We start from the raw sequence: 20,573 nt of genomic DNA on the forward strand, positions 1-20,573 counted from the left end.
TGACCTTGAATATGAAAGAATCTTGACATAAATGAAAAATAAAAATAAAATATAAACGTAAAAATATACAAAATCTTTGCATAATATTAAAGGGGGGTGATCTGTAAATATAAAAATCTCTCCCAAAATAAAATAAAAAGGGGGTTTAAAGTTATGAAGTTCAAAGGTATTTTAGTGTTTTTGTTACTTCTTATTGTTGTTTTGACAGTTAATTATTCTCAACAGCCTATAAATTTAAGGGTTGCATGGTGGGGAAGCCAAACCAGACATAATCAGACTCTTGAAGTAATCAAACTGTTTGAAAAAAGATATCCTAATATTAAAATAACGCCCGAATATACATCATGGAGTGAGTACTGGACGAAACTTAATACACAGGCTGCAGCTGGGAACTTACCTGATGTAATACAACATGATTATCAATATATTACTGAATGGGTAAATAGAGGATTACTTTTACCACTTGATGATTTTGTTAAGGATAATGTAATAAATCTAAAAGATGTGGCTACTAATTATATAAGGCCAGGAATAGTAAATGGTAAACTCTATGGTTTAAATCTTGGTGTTAATGCCCTTGGTCTTGTTTATGATCCTGAATTATTTAAACAAGCTGGTGTTCCTCTTCCCAAAAATGATTGGACTTGGGAGGAATTCAAAGGTACAGTTATACAAATAAAGAAAAAACTTGGTATTTATGGTGTTGAAGGATTTACAGGACAAATAGAATGCTTCAAAATTTGGTTAATTGAGAATGGAGAATGGTTATATTCTCAGGATGGTATGTCCTTAGGCTTTAGTAAAGATACGTTTGTAAAATGGTGGAAAATGATGCTTGATATAGAGAATGCTGGTGCTGCTCCAGATGTAACAGTGGATGTTTCAAGGACAGGTCTTGGAGTTGAAGATCAATTTATTGTTAAAAAGAAATCTGCCGTATCTCTTGCTTGGAGTAACCAGCTTATTGCTATATCAAAGGCTGCTGGCAGACCTTTAAAGATGGTTCTATTCCCAAGGCTTGATAAGAAATTAAAATCTGGTACCTATCTTAAAGCATCCATGTTTTTCACTATTTATTCCAAGACCAAATATTCTAAAGAAGCAGCTATGTTTATTGATTTCTTCACTAACAGTTTAGAAGCTCATAAGATTATGAAAGCAGAAAGAGGAGTTCCTATTTCAAGTAGAGTACAAACTTTCTTAAAACCATATCTTGATGCTCCTCAGAAAGAGGCTTTTGCTTTTGTAAGACTTGCAGAAAAAGAAGGATCACCTACACCTCCGCCTGATATTCCTAAACATGCAGAGATATCAAATAATGTGATAGCTCCTATATGGGAACAAATTAGATACAAGAAGGTTGGATTAGAAGAGGCCTATGATACTCTTAAGAAAGAAGCAGAGAAAATATTAAAAAGGTAATTAAAATTTTTAGGGGGAGAGTGTTATTATTCTCCCCCATTTTTTATACTTTATAAGGGGAGTAGATGTATTATGAGATTATCTAAGAAAAAAAGATCCAATATTTTAGCAGGATATTTTTTTATTTCTCCATGGATTATAGGTTTTTTAGCCTTTATTTTGTTTCCACTTGTAGCTTCTTTTCTTTTATCTTTTACTAAGTATGATGTCTTAAGTACTCCTAAATTTATAGGTTTAGGAAATTGGTATAGAATGTTTTTTGAGGATAGGCGTTTTTATAATGCATTAGGAGCAACTCTTAAATATGTAGTTTTTGCTGTTCCTTTTAGGTTACTGTTTGCTTTTATTATTGCTTTGGTGTTAAATCTTTCAGAACATAAGATAATTAGGTTATATAGGGCTATATACTATGTACCTTCTCTTGTTGGGGGAAGTGTAGCGGTAGCAGTAATGTGGAAACAAATTTTTGGTATGGATGGACTTGTAAATTATATATTACGGAATATTTTGGGGTTTTCTGAAAATATTATGTGGCTTGGTGATCCTCGTTTTGCAATATGGACTTTAATTTTACTTGCAATGTGGCAATTTGGATCCCCTATGCTTATATTTTTAGCAGGATTAAAACAGATACCTGTAGAACTATATGAGGCTGCAAGTATAGATGGAGCAGGATTTTGGAGACAGATTTTTAAAATAACATTGCCTCTTTTAAGTCCTGTCATATTTTTTAATCTTGTTATGCAAACAATTGGAGGATTTATGGTTTTTACACAAGCTTATATTATAACAGGGGGAGCACCCTTAGATACTACCCTATTTTATGCTCTTTATGTATATCAGAAGGCTTTTAGAGATTATGATATGGGTTATGCATCTGCTATGGCTTGGTTCTTATTAGTTGTGGTAGCAGTCGTGACTTTTATTTTGTTTAAAACTTCTAAAAAATGGGTATATTATGAGGCTGGGGAGGTTAAGTAATTTATGATAAAGAAAACTTTAACTTTTTATGTAATATATTATATTCTAATTAGTATTTTTGCCTTTGTGATGATTTATCCACTACTTTGGTTGATAGGTTCATCATTTAAAACGCATCAGGAGATATTTTCAGATATGACATTACTTATTCCTAAGAAATTTACGATTGAGAATTATATAGAGGGATGGAAAGGGTTTGGAGGTATAACCTTTGCTACTTTTTTTAAAAATTCTTTTATTTTATCCACTGGAGTAACTATTGGTATAGTTATATCATCAACCATGATTGCCTATGGACTTTCAAGAATTGCTTTTCTGGGAAGAAATTTTTGGTTTATGACTATAATGTTGACCTTACTTCTTCCCGGACAAGTTCTTATTGTTCCACGATATATACTTTTTTATAAACTTGGTTGGGTTAATTCCTTTAAACCCTTAATTGTTCCTGCCTTTTTTGGGGGGCCTTTTTTTATTTTTTTAATAATGCAGTTTATAAGAGGAATTCCTTACGAATATGATGAGGCTGCATCTATTGATGGGGCCAGTAAATATCAAATATTTTGGTATATTATTTTGCCAAGCTTAAAACCTGCTTTAATTACCAGTATAATCTTTGCTTTTTATTGGACATGGGATGATTTTATGGGACCATTATTGTATTTAAATAAACCAGAATTGTATCCTGTAGCTCTTGCTTTAAAGGCTTTTGCTGACCCTACAACTATCACAAATTGGGGGGCTGTTTTTGCTATGTCAGTTCTATCGCTTGTTCCTATTTTTATTATTTTTATATTTTTCCAAAAGTATATGGAGACAGGTATTGCTACTACCTCTGTATCAAAGTTATAGAATTCTTAATAATTAAAATTAGGAGGTCTAAAAATGGCAAATGTTAAGATTGCTTTTGTAGGGGCAGGAAGTGTCAGGTATACCTTAACTCTTATCTCGGATCTTTGTAAAGTAAAGGGATTAAATGATTCTTCCGTATCATTAATAGATATTGATGAAGAAAGATTGAATGCTGTATACAACTTTGCAAAAAAAATTAACGATGTACTTGAAGCGAATCTTAAGATAGAAAAAACTAAAGACTTAAGATTTGCTGTAGAAGGAGCAAGCTTTATTATTAATACTGCTCTTACAAGGGCTGAAGGGCATGAAGATGGATATGTACAATATGAAATTATTAGAGAAGTTGGGGAGAAACATGGTTATTATAGGGGTATAGATAGCCAAGAGTTTAATATGGTTTCTGACTATTATACTTTTACTAACTATAATCAATTAAAAATTTCTCTCGATATAGCAAAGGTGATAGAAAAATACGCTCCTTCTGCTTATATGATGCAGACTGCAAATCCTGTTTTTGAGATTACTCAGCTTGTCTTACGCCAGACTAATACAAAGATAATAGGTTTTTGTCATGGTTATGGTGGAGTTTTTGATTTGATAGAAACATTAAATTTGGATCCTAAAAAAGTGGATTGGCAAGTTGCTGGAGTAAATCATGGTATTTGGTTAAATAGATTTTTATACAATGGGGAGAATGCATATCCTCTTATTGATAAATGGATAGAAGAAAATTCATCAAAATGGGAACCTAAAAATCCATGGGATGCCCAATTAAGTCCTGCATCTATAGATATGTATAGATTTTATGGGATGATGCCCATTGGAGATACATGTAGAAATGGAAGTTGGAAATATCATTATAATTTAGAGACGAAAAAGAAATGGTATGGTAAATTTGGATGCATAGATAATGAGATAGAAAGGCCTAAATTCTATGAAGCTTTAAGAGCTTATAAGAGGAGGCTTATTGAATTATCAAAAGATGATAAAGTAAATCTTTTGGATGTTTTTCCTGAACTTAAAAAGGAAAGTTTGAGTGGTGAACAACAAATTCCTTTTATTAATGCAATTGTAAATGGGGAAAAACAGAGGTTAGTTTTAAATATCCTTAATAATGGAATTATCTCTGATATTCCTAAGGATGTGGTGGTGGAAGTTCCAGTAATAGTAGATAATAGTGGAATACATCCTGAAGAGATTAAGCCTGATTTGACAGATAGAATTAAGAAATTTTATTTAATACCTCGAATTATGAGAATGGAATTTGCTATAGAAGCATTTGCTACTGGTGATAGAAGAGTATTAGAAGAAGTTTTGATAAGAGATCTAAGAACAAGATCATATGAACAAGTAAAGGAAGTTATAGATGAAATTTTAAATTTACCTTTTAATAAAGAGATGAAAGAGCACTATTCCCACTAAGAGTTATTAAATATTTATTTCTTTACCATAAAAAGGCTATTTAATTACCTTGGTAATCCTTCTTAGCAATTTGAAAGAGAGGAGGGTTACCAAGGTTTTTTTGAATTCATAGTTTTTATTCTCTCAACAATACAGAATTGATGGCAATATTACCCATATCTACATAAAAGATTGATTTTATTTATTATTGACCATAACTTTTTTTTATGATAAAAAATAAAACATAAAAATAATAAAAAAAATGAAAATTAAATTTGAAAAAATAAATATAAAAATAAAAATATATATAGGGGGTATTAATATGATAGATTATGAAAAAAGGTATGAGATTTTAAGGAATATGTTAGAAGATGAAGGTATAGATGTAGAGGGGGTTGAGAGGAAGTTAAAGAATTTTAGGGTCGAAACTCCTTCGTGGGGTTATGCTGATTCTGGAACCCGATTTGCTGTATTTAAGCAAAAAGGATCTGCAAGAAATGTGAAGGAAAAGTTGCAAGATGCTGCTATGGTGCATAAATTAACTGGAATATGTCCTACAGTTGCTCTTCATATACCATGGGACATGTACGATGATTGGGATGAACTATTAAAATATGCTGAATCTCTTGGGGTTAAACCAGGTGCAATTAATCCAAATCTATTTCAAGATGATGATTATAAGTTAGGAAGTTTAACTCATGTTGATAAAAAAGTAAGGGAGAAGGCTATAAATCATATTAAAGAATGCATAGAAATAGCTAAAAGACTTGGATCTAAAGATATTTCCCTTTGGCTTGCTGATGGTACTAATCATCCTGGGCAAGATGACTTTAGAAAGAGGAAACATAGATTAGAAGAAAGCTTAGGAGAAGTATGTTCTTATTTGAATTCCGATATGAGGCTTCTTATAGAGTATAAGTTTTTTGAACCTACTTTTTATCATACAGATATTCCTGACTGGGGAACAGCAATGATTCTTTCAAGAAAGCTTGGAGATAGGGCTTATGTACTTGTAGACTTAGGACATCATCCTCTTGGAACAAATATAGAGCAGATTGTTGCTATTCTTGTGGATGAAGGAAAACTTGGGGGATTCCATTTTAACAATAAAAAGTATGCAGATGATGATCTCACTACTGGCTCTATAAATCCCTATGAATTATTTTTGATATTTAATGAGCTGGTTTCTGCGGAAGAAGATGGTTTAAAGATGAATATTGCATATATGATAGATGAGTCTCACAACCTTAAGAACAAAATAGAAGAGATGATACAAAGTGTTGAAAATATATTTAAAACTTATGCAAAAGCCTTGATTGTAAACAGAAAATTGTTAAGAAATTATCAAGAGGAATGTGATATTGTCATGGCAGAAAATACATTGGTAAAAGCCTTTGATACTGATGTTATGCCATTAATTTACAAAGTAAGAGAAGAAATGGGGGTTCCTCTTGATCCATTGAAGGCTTTCCGAGAAAGTGGTTATGTGGAAAAGGTTGTTAAAGAGAGAGTATGAGGTGATAAATATGAAAGAGAGAAGGTTTATTGCTATTGATCTTGGGGCAGAAAGCGGAAGAATTATGTTGGGAACCTTGAAAGATAATAGAATAACTCTTGAAGAGATTCATAGGTTTGTAAATAGGCCTGTTGATATTCTTGGGAGACTTTACTGGAATGTTACTCAGATGTTTCAAGATATTAAAGAGGGTTTAAGTAAGGCTTTTTCTAAATATAGAGATATAGAGAGTATGGGTATTGATACATGGGGTGTAGATTTTGGATTAGTAACTAAGGAAGGTTATTTGGCAGGTATTCCTGTGTGCTATAGGGATCATAGGACAGATGGGATTCTTGAAAAGGCTTTTAGATTAATGTCTAAAGGAGAAATCTATAAATTGACGGGAATACAAATAATGCAAATTAATACTTTATTTCAACTCTATAGTATGGTGCATGAAAAATCTTCTCTCTTTAATTCTGCTCATAAGCTGTTATTTATGCCTGATCTATTTAATTTTATGTTGACGGGAGAGATGTTAACTGAATTTTCTATTGCAACTACTTCTCAAATGTATAGTCCTTTTAAAGATAGTTGGGAGGAAGAGATCTTAGAGAAATTTAGTGTACCTAAGGATATAATGCCTCCTATATTTCCATCTGGAACAGAAGTAGGTAATTTATATAAAGGAATTCAAGAAGAATTAAATGTTAAGGATGTTTCTGTAATTGCTCCTTGTGAACATGATACAGGATGTGCTGTAGTGGGAGTTCCTGGAAAAGGTGAGAATTGGGCATATATTAGTTCAGGAACATGGTCATTGATGGGGGTTGAACTTAAAGAACCTATTATAAATGAAGAATCTTTTAAGGCAAATTTTACTAATGAAGGTGGTTATAATAAGACTTATAGATTTTTGAAAAATATAATGGGGCTTTGGCTTTTACAGAGGGTAAAAAGAGAATGGGCTAAAGAAGGGTTTGACCTATCATATTCAGAGATTACTAAATTGGCTGAAGAGGAAGTACCCTTTAAATATTTTATAAATCCTGACGACGTATTGTTTTTAAATCCACCGAGCATGGTGAAAGCAATTCAAGATTATTGCTATAAAACCCATCAAGGTATACCTGAGAAAAAAGGAGAAATAGCAAGATGTATATTAGAATCTCTTGCTTTTAGGTATAAAGAAGTCTTTGATGATCTTGAGAGAATTTTAAAGAAGAAGATCAAAGTTTTACATATTGTGGGAGGAGGCTCACAAAACCAATTACTTTCACAGTTTACTGCTGATGTTCTTGGTATACAAGTTATTACTGGACCTGTTGAAGCAACTTCCTTAGGGAATATAGTAGTACAAGCTATAACAAAGGGAGCAATAAAAGATATAAAAGAGGCAAGAGAAATTATTGAATCCTCTTCTGATATGAAAACTTATTATCCAAAGGATACTGAGAAATGGCAAAAAATGTATGAGAGATATAAGGAGGTTACAAATATAATTTAAGTAATCTTTTTCTTTTAGATTGAAATCCCTCTCAAAAAGATATAAAATAAAATATAATAATTTTAGATTGGGAGGGGTAAATCATGGAAAAATTAAAGGAGCTTTTACAAGAAGCTGACTGGACAAAAGAAAAACATGTTCCAGTGATAGATATACTTGAAAAAGATAGAGAAAAGGGAGTTAAAGTAAGGGTTTCTGTAGGAAAAGAGATTCCACATCCCAATACATCTTCTCATTTTATTGCTTGGATTGAAGTATATTTTCTACCAGAGGGAGAGAAGTATCCATATCAGCTTGGAAGATTTGAATTTACATCTCATGGGGCATCCACACAGGGTCCAGATACAAGTACTGTTTACACAGATCCAATAGTAGAATTTGCTTTTAAGACTCAAAAAGATGGCAAAATTTTTGCTTTATCCTATTGTAATATTCATGGACTTTGGGAAGGTTCTGCAGAATTAAAGTTCTAACTTTTTCGTCTAAAAATATAAATTTATTAAAGGAGAGCCTTTTAGGCTCTCCTTTTTTTATAGTAATAAAATTTATTTAATATATTTTTTTATATTCATACATTTTATTTACTCATTTAGTGAATTCTTTGTATTTTGTCTCAAATTTACTTAATTTTTTCTTGACTTGAAAAAACTTATAAATATATAATTTTATTACTAATAATGCAATATTATTGTATTATATGCAAAAGGGGAATAAAATGAAACTAAAAAAAGTATATTTAAGTGTAAAGATTGGAATAATTTTACTTTTTATTATTGCTCTACTAAGTGGATGTTCTCCTAGGAGTGAAAGTGTTAATTCATCAGTTCCTAATTCACCATCAAATCTAATTGGTGTAGTACTTTCTGAGGTAAGGGTTAAATTAACTTGGGAAGATAAATCTGATAATGAATTGGGTTTTATTATTGAAAGAAAGAAAGATGGAGAAGATTGGCAGAAGATTAAGGATATACCAGCAAATATTACAAGTTATATTGATACGGGACTAAATCCAGGAAAGAAATACTATTATAGAGTAAAAGCATATAATGCTTATGGTAGCAGTACATATTCAAATGAGATTGTTTGTATTACTCCCATTATTATTTCTCCTACTAATCTATCGGCTGGGATAACACCGGATGGAAAGGTTAAGTTAATTTGGGAAGATAGATCTGAGATAGAGGAAGGATATAAGATAGAGAAAAAAAATAATGGTAATTGGATAGAAATAGGATCTGTACCCTCAGATATTAATGTTTATGTTGACAATGATGTTACCTATGGAAATACTTACTCTTATAGGGTAAAGGCATATTATTCAAATGTAGAGAGTGAATATTCTAATGAGGCCTTTGTTTTTGTTGCCCCAAATTGTAATGGTGTTGATTTCTCTTTAATGGGTTTTGCAACCTTAGGTGATGGAACTTCAGGTGGTGAGGGTGGAGAAGTAGTTTATGTAAGTACTGGGACTGAACTTCAAAAGGAAATAAATAAAGGAGGACCAAGGATAATATATGTAAATGGAACAATAACTCCTGAAAATAATTCTGGAAAATACGTGATAAATGTTAGAAATGTTTCAAGTATATCTATTATAGGTGTAGGTACGAATGGTGAATTAAATGGAGTTGGAATAAAAATTAATAATGCTAACAATATAATAATTCGTAATCTTAAGATTCATCACGTAAAAGACCCTAATATAGCAAGTCAAGGACCTGATTGTATTACAATTGAGGGCCCTGCAAGAAATATTTGGGTTGATCATTGTGAGTTTTATAATCAATTCCAAGGAATTGATAAAGATTACTACGATGGCCTTTTAGATATAAATGGAGCTGTAGATTATGTTACTATTTCTTGGTGCTATTTTCATGATAGTTGGAAGACAAGTCTAATAGGAAGTTCTGATTCTGATAATTACAATAGGACTATTACTTACCACCATAACTTTTTTAGAAATTGTAATTCGAGACTTCCAAGTTTTAGATTTGGGGAAGGGCATATCTTTAGTAATTATTATCAAGACATTCCAGGTTCAGCTATTAATTCACGAATGGGTGCAAGATTAAAGATAGAGCATAACTATTTTGAAAACGTAAGAAATCCTATAGGATCTTGGGACAGTCAAGAAATTGGCTTTTGGGATGTGGTAGGTAATATATTTGTTAACTGTTCAGGAAGTATGCCCACAACTTCCACGTGTTCTTATACTCCACCCTATAGCTATATGCTAACACCAGCTGAGAGAGTAAAGGAAATAGTTACTGAGTATGCGGGAGTTGGAAAGATTAATTTTTAAAAGAAAGGAGGTGCGACTTAGTAATCTTTTTAATTAAAAAATAAATCCTAAGGGGGGATAAAAATGAAAAGCTTTAAAATTTTAAGACTTATTTTAGGTATTCTTCTAATACTAATGTTAGTAGGTGGCTGTGCCCCTAAACAAGAACAACCTCCTCAACCTACTAAACCAAATGCTCCATCAAATTTAGTTGCGGAGGTTATCTCAGGTACAGAAGTAAAACTTACATGGAAAGACAATTCTAATAATGAAGATGGATTTAAGATTGAAAGAAAGACATTAGATGGAGAATGGACTGAAATAGCAACAGTAGGTGCAAATGTAACCACATATAATGATACTGGATTAACTCCTGGTACAACTTATTATTATAGAGTAAAGGCATATAACTCTGTAGGAGAAAGCGATTATTCAAATGAGGTTTCTGTGGTTCCTTTATACTTACCTACTTGGGGTACTCAAGATTGGACTAACACATTTGAATTTCCAAGTGGCTGGGTAGAAGGAAATCAAAATTATCCGATGCAAAACTTCTGTACAGTACAGGATGGAATCTTAGTATTTGATACTACATATACTGGTGGAGCAACTCCAAGTTTCCGTTATAACTTTGAAAATTGTGCTCCAAATTCCTTCAGTATGACAATAGTACTCAAAGCTAAAGGAGATGTGGGAACAAATGTGACAAGAGCATGGACTCTTGACATTCAGACTACTTTATATAGAGGAGGTTTTGAGATTCAAACTAATCCAACACAAGTTAGGATATTAAATGGAACATCAACTCTTGCTCCCTATACTATGACTACTACTGATTGGCATATATATTGGTTTACTGTAAATTACAATTTAGACGGTTTGTATGCTAAGTTATATGTTGATGGTAATCCAACTCCAGTTATTGAAGGCAATATAACTGCTGCTCCTTCTACCACACCTGATACTCCATTTATGAGGCTTGGTGATACTTCAACATCATCTTCTAGCTTGTATAAAGGTCAGATTGACTGGATATTCTGGACCTTTGATGGTGCTTTTGCTCCAAATGAGGTAAAACTTCCGGAAGGTTTTAGTTTGAATCCTTAAAAAATAATATTTAGAGGGGACTTTATCTAGAGAAGTCCCCTCTTAAGAAACTTTGGTAGGAGGATAAAGGATTATGTCACGAATCATATTAGCACTATTTATCCTTATTACTCTTTTGTTGACAGGATGTTCTGCTAAACAAGTTGGAGAACAATTTTATGTTGTTATAAATAATCCTCCTAAATCTGTAGTGATAGATAATCCTTATATTATAGGAATAAAGCCTAATCAGGATGCTTATTTAACGTTTTATTTAAATGATGAAATAGTATACCAAGAGAAAGAGATAAAAGGAGGAACTGAAAATCTTATTCATATTTCATTTAAAAAGTCAAGGGATAATTGTTTGAAAATTGAGATAAAAAGCAAGAAAGATGAAAAATTGGAATATAAGTATGAAAACATACTGTTTCTTCCAAAGATTCATATAGTGGTCGATAAAAATTATCAAGGTGAAGAAGGAATAGAAGTAAATGGGAGAAGATATTTTAAGAGTTTGAAAAATGCTATTTATCATGTAATGTTAAATCAGAGTATTTATGCTAACCAAAGAGTCTATATATTTATCAAAAGTGGATATTATTATGAAAAAGTTAATATTGGATTTCCTAATATAAGCTTAATAGGGGAAGATGTTAATACAACAAAAATTTATTATGACCTTGCTGCAGGAACTCCTTTACCTGGAGGAGGCACTGTAGGTACTTCAAATAGTGCAAGTGTTACTATAAATAGTAGTGCAACAGGTTTTACTGCAGAAAATATAACATTTGAAAATTCTTTTGATGAGCTTAATACTAATATTACCAGTAAACAAGCAGTGGCTGTTCTTACTCAGTCAGATAAGGTTGTATTTAAAAATTGTAAATTTATTGGAAATCAAGATACATTGTATGTTAGAGGAGGAATCCACTATTTTGTTGATTGTTATATAGAAGGTGATGTTGATTTTATTTTTGGGGACGGAACGGCAGTTTTTGAAAATTGTACTATTTTCTCTGTAGATCGTCCTGGGATAACACCAAAAGGTTATGTTACAGCTGCAAGTACAAAGATTGGAAATCTGGGATTTTTATTTATTAACTGTAAATTGTTAACAAGTGTTACAGAACCTAATTTAGTATATTTGGGAAGGCCATGGCACCCTAGTTCAGATCCTTATAGTGTTAATTCAAATGTGGTGTTTAGAAACTGTTATTTAGATAGTCATATTCATCCTGATGGCTGGACTGCTATGAGTTCTAAAGATCCTAATACAGGTGAGACTATTTGGTTCTATCCAGATACCGAAAGATTTTTTGAATATCAAAATTATGGTCCTGGAGCTGTTATTAATGACAAAAGGCGTCAATTGGAGGGAGATAATATAAGTTTTTATTCAAAGGAGAACTTTTTAAAAGATTGGGATGTTGAGAATTTTATTTTGAAGCTTTATGAAAATTAAGAAATTTTAAAAGGGGGATAATTTATGAGAAGAATAGTATTTTTAATGCTAACATTGTTAATGCTTATAGTACCAGTATTTGCTCAGGTAAATATATCTTACAAAGTAGACTTTTCAACAAAATATTATCCTGACTCAAAAAAGGTTAATTTTAACCCCAACTATTATTTACAGTTTACTTATAAAGAGTCCAATATCAATGCATATCTTGATATTAGAGATGGGAGTTGGAGAAGTTATTTAAGTTTTTCAAATGTATTAGGTTTACTGAATATATACTTTGCTAAATACTATTTAAACGTGGAAGGAACAAAAGCTCTTTTTGACCCAATTTTGTATAGTAGATTGGGAGGTCTTAATGGATTTCAAGTTTCTTTGAGTAAGCCTATAAAGTTAACTGCTACATATATTCCAAGGCAAATTGAATCTGATGTAGATTTTAATCTTGGAAGGTTAACTCTTAAGGCTGAAACTTTACCAATGTCTGGAAAATTTATGGGATTGAATATTTATGGTCTGTATGACAAAGACATGCTTAATATGATTGACACATACGTTGTAGGAGCAGAGGCAAATCCCTTTTCTTTTTTAAGCCTATTCTTTGAATATGGAAATAATGCAAGACAATGGGCTGTTGGTGGATATTTAAAGCCTATTTTGAATTTAACATTATCAGGATATTACAGGGGTGATGGGGGTTATAAATTAGAATTTAATTTAAAAGATATTATCCCTAAATTAACTTTAAATGGTGCTTATTTTGTAGCTCCCGACTCTGCAAACTATATGTATCTTTTACTTGTTTTGCCTCCTCAGAAACTTGGCAATATAGATGCTTTGTATGGAAGATATACATCTTTCAAAGATTACGATGTATTTTATTTTAGATTAAGTTCTACTATAGGTAAAATTTCTAACACTTTGAGAATATATAAAAATTGGAGCTTTGGGGCTGGATGGTTTGATACTACTCTACCTTTGTCTTTTGAAGATGTAATTACATTAAGTTTCTAAAATAGAGGGGGTGTATTTAATGAATTTAATGATAAGATTAAAAAGATATTTCCTTTTAGGTTTAGTGTTTCTTTTCATTTTACTAATAGCAGGTTGTGGAGCACCATCAACTGGTGGACAGCCTACTACTAAGAAGTTAACTATTGAAGGCTATGATGAGCCTATGATTGGTTTTGCAACCATGGGACAGGGAACAACTGGTGGACAAGGAGGAGAAGTTGTAGTAGTGCATGATTACTTTGAATTTTTTGATGCAGTTCACCATGCTGATGATACTCCAAGAATTGTTCTTGTGGATGGAACTATTACCTATACTTCCAGTTATCTTTTAATAGACTCCAAATACACAAATGCAATTAATATTGCATCGAATAAAACTATTTTGGGACTTGGAGATGGCGCTACTATTGATGGAATAAGTATAAGGATAGGAAGACAAGGTGATCCAGAAAAGAATATCATTATAAGAAATATAACTTTTAATAATGCTCCAGACGATAACATATCCATATGGTGGGGTTCTTCAAATATCTGGATTGATCATTGTACTTTCAAATCAGCTGTTGATAGTAATGTGGACGTAACAAGGCAGGCAAATTATGTAACGTTATCTTGGAATAGATTTGAAAATGTAGGGGCAAAAGGAGTAAGTATTGTAGGAGGTAGTGATACTTTACCGGATGATGCAGATTATCTTAGAGTTACTTATCATCACAACTTTTTCAATGGTACTGCAGGTAGAAATCCAAGAATGAGATATGGAATAGTACATATCTTTAACAATTATTATACTGATGTTCAGCTTGGTCCTAATGCTTCCTGTGCTGTGAGAGCTCTTGTTGAGTACAACTATTTTGAAAGGGTTCAAACTCCAACTAATATATCTACACCTCCAGGATTTATAGTACTTTTTAAGGATGATCCAGAAAACGGAGATACAAATGTATATATAGAGAGTGGTACTCCTCAGAAAAACTTACCTACTTTAGATCAACTAACAGATGGTACAAATTATGATTTTAGAAATAGAAAAGATGAGTGGCTAAATATATCCAATTGGATCCTTTATAACTACTCACCTGAAGATCCTAATAATCTGCCAAGCGTAATCTTAGAGAAGGCAGGAGCTGGAAAGATTATAGTTAAATATGAGTAAGATAAGGGGAGTCCTTTTAGGGACTCCCCTATTGAGATCTTTCCTTTTTATTGGTTAAAAGGAGGTAACAAAATGAGAAAATATATATATTTGAAGATGTTATTTATAGTACTTCTGATTATTTTTATTTCAGGATGTACTTCTTTTACTCCTAAAACTACATGGAGGAAGATTCATGGATATTCAGGCAATGAATATGTTAACGATATTATCAGAACAAAAGATAGGAATTATGTTCTTGCTGGAATGAGTAATTCTAAGAATATTAATGGTGAGGATGATTTTTATTTCTTAAAAATTGATAAATGGGGAAATGTTCTTTGGGAAGTTTTCTTTTTTGGAGAAAAAGATGACAATGCCCAAAGTGTCATAGAAACAAGGGATGGAGGGCTATTACTTTTGGGTGAGAGTTACTCTTATGCCACGGGAATTTCAAAAGATCTTTTTGTAATGAAGTATGATGCTAAGGGAAATCTTTCATGGGCTAAAAATTTTGGGGGAATGGATATGGATGGTGGAAGACAAGCTATTGAGGATATAGATGGGAATTATATCTTAGTAGGATGGACAAGATCTTTTGGGGAAGGAAACTCTGATTTCTATGTGCTAAAGTTAGATCCTAATGGAAATCTTATCTGGAGTAAAACATGGGGAGGAAGAAATTTTGATGAGGCAAATTCCGTAGTAGAGACTGAAGATGGATATTTAGTATTAGGATTTACTATGTCTTACGGTAATGGTGGTAAAGATATCGCTCTTGTAGAGTTTGATAGAAATGGAAATGTACTTTGGTATAAGACCTATGGGGGAACAAAAGATGATACAGGAAATAGGATAGAGAAAACAAAAGATGGAAACTTCATAATAGTTGGAACTACTCTTTCTTATAGTGCCTATAGTGATGTTTATGTTATTAAGATTGATTCTAATGGTGATGTAATTTGGGAAAGGGTTTATGGGGGAAGTTTGGCAGATGAAGGTGAATGCATAAGAGAAACATCAGATGGTGGTTTTATAATATCAGGAAATACAAGATCTTTCGGGGTTTCTGGGACAGCTGTATATTTACTTAAGTTAGATTATGATGGAAACTTATTATGGCAAAAAGTATATGATGGAGATGGAGATGATGATGGTAGAACAGTAATTGAAACAGAGGATAATGGATTTATTGTGGCTGGACTAACCAGATCTTGGGGAACATCCTTAGGAGATGTATTAATTATGAAACTCAACTCTCAAGGAGATTTTTAATCTTAATTTAAAATTTGCTTGAAAAATTTTAATAGCTTGATTATAATATAATACAAATGAATTTCATAATATACAAAGGAGGTGTTAAGGAGATTAGAATTTTTTATATTTTGCTTTGATTTTCTTTTATTAAAAAAAACTTAATTTGGGGGGATTAAAAAATGAGAAGAAATTTTAAATTATTTGTGATCTTGTTGGTTTTAGTCTGTTTCTTATTGGTTATTTCTCCAGCTCAACAGCAAGTTACTTTAAGAATTATCTGGTGGGGCTCTCAGGATAGACATAATAGAACTTTAAAAGTTATTGATTTATTTCAAAAGAAGTATCCTAACATAAAGGTAGTAGCTGAGTATACTGGATGGTCAGAGTATTATACAAAGCTTACTACTATGGCTGCTGGTGGTAATTTACCAGATATAATGCAACAGGATCATGCCTATCTAAGAGGATGGGTAGAGAAAGGATTTTTGCTTCCTCTGGATGATTTAGTAGCCCAAGGAGTAATAAATCTCAAGGATGTAGCAAAAAGTATAGTAGATTCTGGAAAATTATATGGAAAACTTTATGCTATAAACTTAGGTAATAACTCTCAAGCCTTTGCTGTTGATCCTGAAGTCTTTAAAAAAGCAGGTGTACCTCTACCTCCAACTTTATGGACATGGGAAGATTTCAAGAGAATTGCAAGGATAATTCATAGAAAACTTGGAATATATGGAGCAGCAGAAAACTTAGGAGACCATAATGTATTTAGAGTATGGACTATAGAGAATGGTGGCTATCTATTTAGTGAGGATGGAAAATCTCTTGGATATGAAGATGATAATGTTTATGCAAGCTTCTATAGAATGCTTCTTGAATTACAAGATGAGGGTGTAATTCCATCAAGAGATGTGGAAGTAGCAAGAGGAAGTGTAAGCCCTGAGCAAAGATTCATTTGTCTTGGAAAATCTGCTATGCAATTTACATGGAGTAACCAGCTTACCGCTATGAGTAACGCTCTAAAAGGAAAACAATTAAGACTTTATATGCTTCCTACACTAAATGGAAAAGTAGGTAACTTCTTAAAGCCTTCTATGTTTTTTGCAATAAATGCAAAAACTAAGTATCCAAAAGAAGCTGCAACCTTTATAAACTTCTTTATCAATGATATTGAAGCAGCAAAGATATTAATGGCAGAAAGAGGAGTACCTATTTCCAAGAAAGTACAACTTGCACTAAAACCACTTCTCACTCCAGTGGAGAAAGAGATGTTTAATTTCATATCTATAGTTGAAAAATATGGTGCTCCAACTCCAGCACCTGATCCAGAAAGATGGCAAGAGATTTATAACAACGTATATACTCCTCTCTATGATCAAATTATGTATAAGAAGATTACACCAGAAGAAGCAGCAAAGAAGTTCAGAGAACAAGTAATGCAGATATTAAAGAGGTAAGTAAATTTTATTTGGGGAAGGGAGGCAAACTCCCTTCCCTATTATATTTTGAGGAGGTATTAGAGGATCTATGAAAAAGCTTACTAAGAAGAAAAAACATGATTTACTTACGGGATATCTTTTTGTAAGCCCTTGGTTAATAGGTTTTATTGCCTTTATAATTTTTCCACTTGTAACTTCTTTATACCTTTCATTTACCAGATATGACATCTTGACTCCACCAAGATGGATTGGTTTTCAGAATTGGATAAGAATGTTTACTCAAGATTTCAGATTTTGGAATGCTACAAAGGCAACTTTTAAATATGTTTTATTTGAAGTACCATTAAGACTTATTTTTGCGTTTATTGTTGCTCTTATATTTAGTATGAAAGAAAGTAAAATTCTTAATTTATATCGTGCTATCTATTATATACCTTCTCTTATTGGAGGAAGTGTAGCTATAGCGGTAGTTTGGAGACAGATATGGGGATATGATGGAATCATTAATGCATTTCTTTCTATTTTTGGAATTCATGGTATAAACTGGCTTGGAGATACTCGTACTGCTATATGGACTCTTATTTTACTTGCAACTTGGCAGTTTGGATCTCCCATGTTAATATTTTTAGCAGCATTAAAACAGGTTCCTACTGAGCTTTATGAAGCTGCGACTATTGATGGTGCAAGTTTTTGGAAAAGACTCACATCTATTACTCTTCCTATGATTACACCAGTTATTCTTTTTAATCTTATTAACCAGATGATACATGGTTTTATGGCTTTTACACAGTCCTATATTATTACTCAGGGAGGTCCATTAGATTCAACTTTGTTCTATGCGGTTTATATGTATAGGAAGGCTTTTAATGATTTTGAAATGGGTTATGCTTCAGCCCTTGCCTGGTTTATGTTAGCTTTAGTTGGCTTATTTACTATTATCATTTTCAAGACCTCTAATCGTTGGGTTTATTATGAAGCAGAGGAGGGAGTATAAGTGAAAAGGAAAACTTTGAATAATATAATTTATTATGCCTTTGTTACTTTTCTTGCCTTTATTATGGTATATCCAGCCTTGTGGATGTTAAGTAGTTCTTTTAAACAGCCATGGGAGATTTTTAGTAATGTTTTAAATCTTATACCCAAGGAGCCTACAATAAACAACTATATAGAAGGATGGAAGGGATTTGGTGGTATAACTTTTGCTACATTCTTTAAAAATTCCTTTGTATTAGCAGGTCTTAATACCATTGGAACAGTTATATCTTCAACTCTTGTAGCATATGGACTTGCCAGAATTCCTTTTGTAGGAAGAAAAATTATATTTACTACTGTAATTCTTACCTTGATGCTTCCTATGCAAGTTCAGATTGTACCCAGGTATATTTTATTTTCTAAGCTTGGATGGATAAATACATTTAAACCTCTTATAGTACCGGCATTTCTTGGAGGACCTTTCTTTATATTTATGATTATGCAATTTATTAGAGGAATACCTAAGGAACTTGATGAGTCTGCGTTTATTGATGGAGCAGGAAGATTTGGTATTTTTTATCATATTATTCTTCCCAATTTAAAACCAGTAATTACAACCGCTACCATATTCTCTTTCTATTGGGCATGGAATGATTTTATGGGACCTTTAGTATACTTAAATAGTCCTGAAAAATATCCAGTATCAGTGGCATTAAGAGCCTTTTCAGATCCTTCTGCAGTAACTAATTGGGGAGCAGTTTTTGCTATGTCTACGTTATCTTTACTTCCTGTGCTTATATTATTTGTATTCTTCCAGAAATATATTGTACAAGGTGTAACCACAACAGGACTTAGAGGATAGAAGGGGGAGGAATTAAGAAAATGAATAATGTAAAGATAGCATACATTGGTGGAGGATCTAAGGGTTGGGCTTGGAAGTTTATGGCAGATCTTGCTCTTGAAGAGAGTTTTTCTGGAGAAGTGAGACTTTATGATATAAATTTTGAGTCTGCAAAAACTAATGAGATTATTGGAAATAGAATAAGCGAACAGAAATCTGCTAAAAGTAAATGGAGATATAAAGCTGTAAAGGAAATAGGGGAAGCATTAGAAGGTGTAGATTTTGTTGTTATTTCTATTCTTCCAGGCACATTGGATGAGATGGAAATAGATGTACATCTTCCAGAGGAGTATGGTATTTATCAATCAGTAGGAGATACACCTGGACCTGGAGGGGTTATAAGAGCTTTAAGAACTATTCCTATGTATATGGAATTTGCTGAGGCTATTAAAAAATATTCTCCCACTTCCTGGGTTATTAATTACACAAACCCTATGGCTCTTTGTGTGAGAACTCTATATGCAGTATTTCCTAAGGTAAAAGCAATAGGTTGTTGTCATGAAGTGTTTAAAATCCCTAAGATTTTGTCTCTCATGTTAAAGGAAAAGGAGAATATTGATGTCTCTATCTCTGAGATAAAGCAAAATGTTTTAGGAATTAATCATTTTACATGGGTAGATAAGATTTCCTACAAAAATATGGATCTATTACCCATTTATGGTGAATTTGCAGAGAAATATTATTATGAAGGTTATGAAGAAGAGAAAGGTAGATGGACTTGGGATTATTTTGCATCTGCTAATAGAGTAAAATTTGATCTATATAAAAGATATGGAATAATTGCAGCTGCTGGTGATAGGCATTTAGCTGAATTTTTCCCTGCTTACTGGTATTTGGAAAATCCTGAAAAGGTAAAAGAATGGAAGTTCTCTCTAACTCCTGTATCCTTTAGAAGACAGCAAGCAAAAGAACTTTATGAGATGAGTCAAAAGCTTGCTAAAGGAGAGATGGAATTTCATATTAAGCCTTCTGGAGAGGTTGGAGTCCAAATAATGAAAGCTCTTCTCGGTCTATCTGATTTCATAACTAATGTTAATTATCCTAATGTGGGGCAGATGGATGGAGTACCAAGGGATGTGGTAGTTGAAACTAATATATATATAACAAGAGATAATATACTACCTATATATGCAGGAAAATTACCTAATGATGTAAATTCATGGGTTTTGAGGCATATTATGAATCAAGAAATGATCCTTCAAGCAGTTTTGGAAAAAGATTTAAAGCTTGCTTTCAGAGCTTTTTATAATGATCCATTAGTGGAGTCAAGATTAAATCATTCTAAAGCCAAAGAACTTTTTGATAGAATGATTGATGGTACAAAAAGATTTCTAAAATATTTTGAAGAAAAATAAAGGAGGTATA

General features: G+C 32.3%; 17 protein-coding genes. All 17 read left to right on the plus strand.

Translation table 11 applies throughout. The features are described from left to right. Positions 1 to 153: 153 nt before the first annotated feature. Positions 154 to 1,422, plus strand: coding sequence for an ABC transporter substrate-binding protein (locus ACY3JO_RS02540; RefSeq protein WP_463085251.1), 1,269 nt, complete (start codon positions 154 to 156; stop codon positions 1,420 to 1,422). Between the two features lie 72 nt (positions 1,423 to 1,494). Next, a complete protein-coding gene (locus ACY3JO_RS02545) occupies positions 1,495 to 2,403 on the plus strand; it encodes a carbohydrate ABC transporter permease (protein ID WP_463085252.1) in 909 nt (302 codons plus the stop codon). Between the two features lie 3 nt (positions 2,404 to 2,406). Then, positions 2,407 to 3,252, plus strand: a complete 846-nt coding sequence (locus tag ACY3JO_RS02550; protein WP_463085253.1) for a carbohydrate ABC transporter permease — start codon at positions 2,407 to 2,409, stop codon at positions 3,250 to 3,252. Between the two features lie 33 nt (positions 3,253 to 3,285). Further along, positions 3,286 to 4,677: an alpha-glucosidase AglA gene (gene aglA, locus ACY3JO_RS02555; protein ID WP_463085254.1), complete on the plus strand. Its 1,392-nt coding sequence runs from the start codon at positions 3,286 to 3,288 to the stop codon at positions 4,675 to 4,677. 301 nt (positions 4,678 to 4,978) lie between these two features. Further along, positions 4,979 to 6,172, plus strand: a complete 1,194-nt coding sequence (rhaI, locus tag ACY3JO_RS02560; protein WP_463085255.1) for an L-rhamnose isomerase — start codon at positions 4,979 to 4,981, stop codon at positions 6,170 to 6,172. 10 nt (positions 6,173 to 6,182) lie between these two features. Then, on the plus strand, positions 6,183 to 7,661 hold the full coding sequence (gene rhaB / locus ACY3JO_RS02565) for a rhamnulokinase (protein ID WP_463085256.1): 1,479 nt from the start codon (positions 6,183 to 6,185) through the stop codon (positions 7,659 to 7,661). An 83-nt stretch (positions 7,662 to 7,744) separates the two neighbouring features. Beyond that, entirely contained in the window at positions 7,745 to 8,134 is a 390-nt protein-coding gene (locus ACY3JO_RS02570) for a class II SORL domain-containing protein (RefSeq protein ID WP_463085257.1), read from the plus strand. A 242-nt stretch (positions 8,135 to 8,376) separates the two neighbouring features. Further along, a complete protein-coding gene (locus tag ACY3JO_RS02575) occupies positions 8,377 to 9,963 on the plus strand; it encodes a pectate lyase family protein (RefSeq protein WP_463085258.1) in 1,587 nt (528 codons plus the stop codon). Between the two features lie 63 nt (positions 9,964 to 10,026). Next, the gene (locus ACY3JO_RS02580; RefSeq protein ID WP_463085259.1) at positions 10,027 to 11,049 is read left to right on the plus strand and encodes a fibronectin type III domain-containing protein; all 1,023 of its coding nucleotides are present in this window, start codon (positions 10,027 to 10,029) and stop codon (positions 11,047 to 11,049) included. A gap of 73 nt (positions 11,050 to 11,122) precedes the next feature. Beyond that, a complete protein-coding gene (locus ACY3JO_RS02585) occupies positions 11,123 to 12,493 on the plus strand; it encodes a pectinesterase family protein (RefSeq protein ID WP_463085260.1) in 1,371 nt (456 codons plus the stop codon). Between the two features lie 24 nt (positions 12,494 to 12,517). Next, positions 12,518 to 13,507 carry a hypothetical protein gene (locus tag ACY3JO_RS02590; protein ID WP_463085261.1) on the plus strand — a complete coding sequence of 330 codons (990 nt, stop codon included), beginning with the start codon at positions 12,518 to 12,520 and terminating at the stop codon, positions 13,505 to 13,507. Positions 13,508 to 13,526: 19 nt separating this feature from the next. Continuing rightward, entirely contained in the window at positions 13,527 to 14,663 is a 1,137-nt protein-coding gene (locus ACY3JO_RS02595; RefSeq protein WP_463085262.1) for a pectate lyase family protein, read from the plus strand. A gap of 72 nt (positions 14,664 to 14,735) precedes the next feature. Beyond that, positions 14,736 to 15,917, plus strand: coding sequence for a hypothetical protein (locus ACY3JO_RS02600; RefSeq protein ID WP_463085263.1), 1,182 nt, complete (start codon positions 14,736 to 14,738; stop codon positions 15,915 to 15,917). A 161-nt stretch (positions 15,918 to 16,078) separates the two neighbouring features. After that, a complete protein-coding gene (locus ACY3JO_RS02605; protein WP_463085264.1) occupies positions 16,079 to 17,353 on the plus strand; it encodes an ABC transporter substrate-binding protein in 1,275 nt (424 codons plus the stop codon). 70 nt (positions 17,354 to 17,423) lie between these two features. After that, complete coding sequence (locus tag ACY3JO_RS02610; protein ID WP_463085265.1) at positions 17,424 to 18,329, plus strand: carbohydrate ABC transporter permease; 906 nt, start codon at positions 17,424 to 17,426, stop codon at positions 18,327 to 18,329. Further along, complete coding sequence (locus ACY3JO_RS02615; RefSeq protein WP_463085266.1) at positions 18,330 to 19,169, plus strand: carbohydrate ABC transporter permease; 840 nt, start codon at positions 18,330 to 18,332, stop codon at positions 19,167 to 19,169. It begins immediately after the preceding gene. Positions 19,170 to 19,189: 20 nt separating this feature from the next. Continuing rightward, positions 19,190 to 20,563: a family 4 glycosyl hydrolase gene (locus tag ACY3JO_RS02620; RefSeq protein ID WP_463085267.1), complete on the plus strand. Its 1,374-nt coding sequence runs from the start codon at positions 19,190 to 19,192 to the stop codon at positions 20,561 to 20,563. Positions 20,564 to 20,573 lie beyond the last annotated feature (10 nt).

The sequence above is a fragment of the Dictyoglomus sp. LHC4 genome (assembly GCF_055181355.1).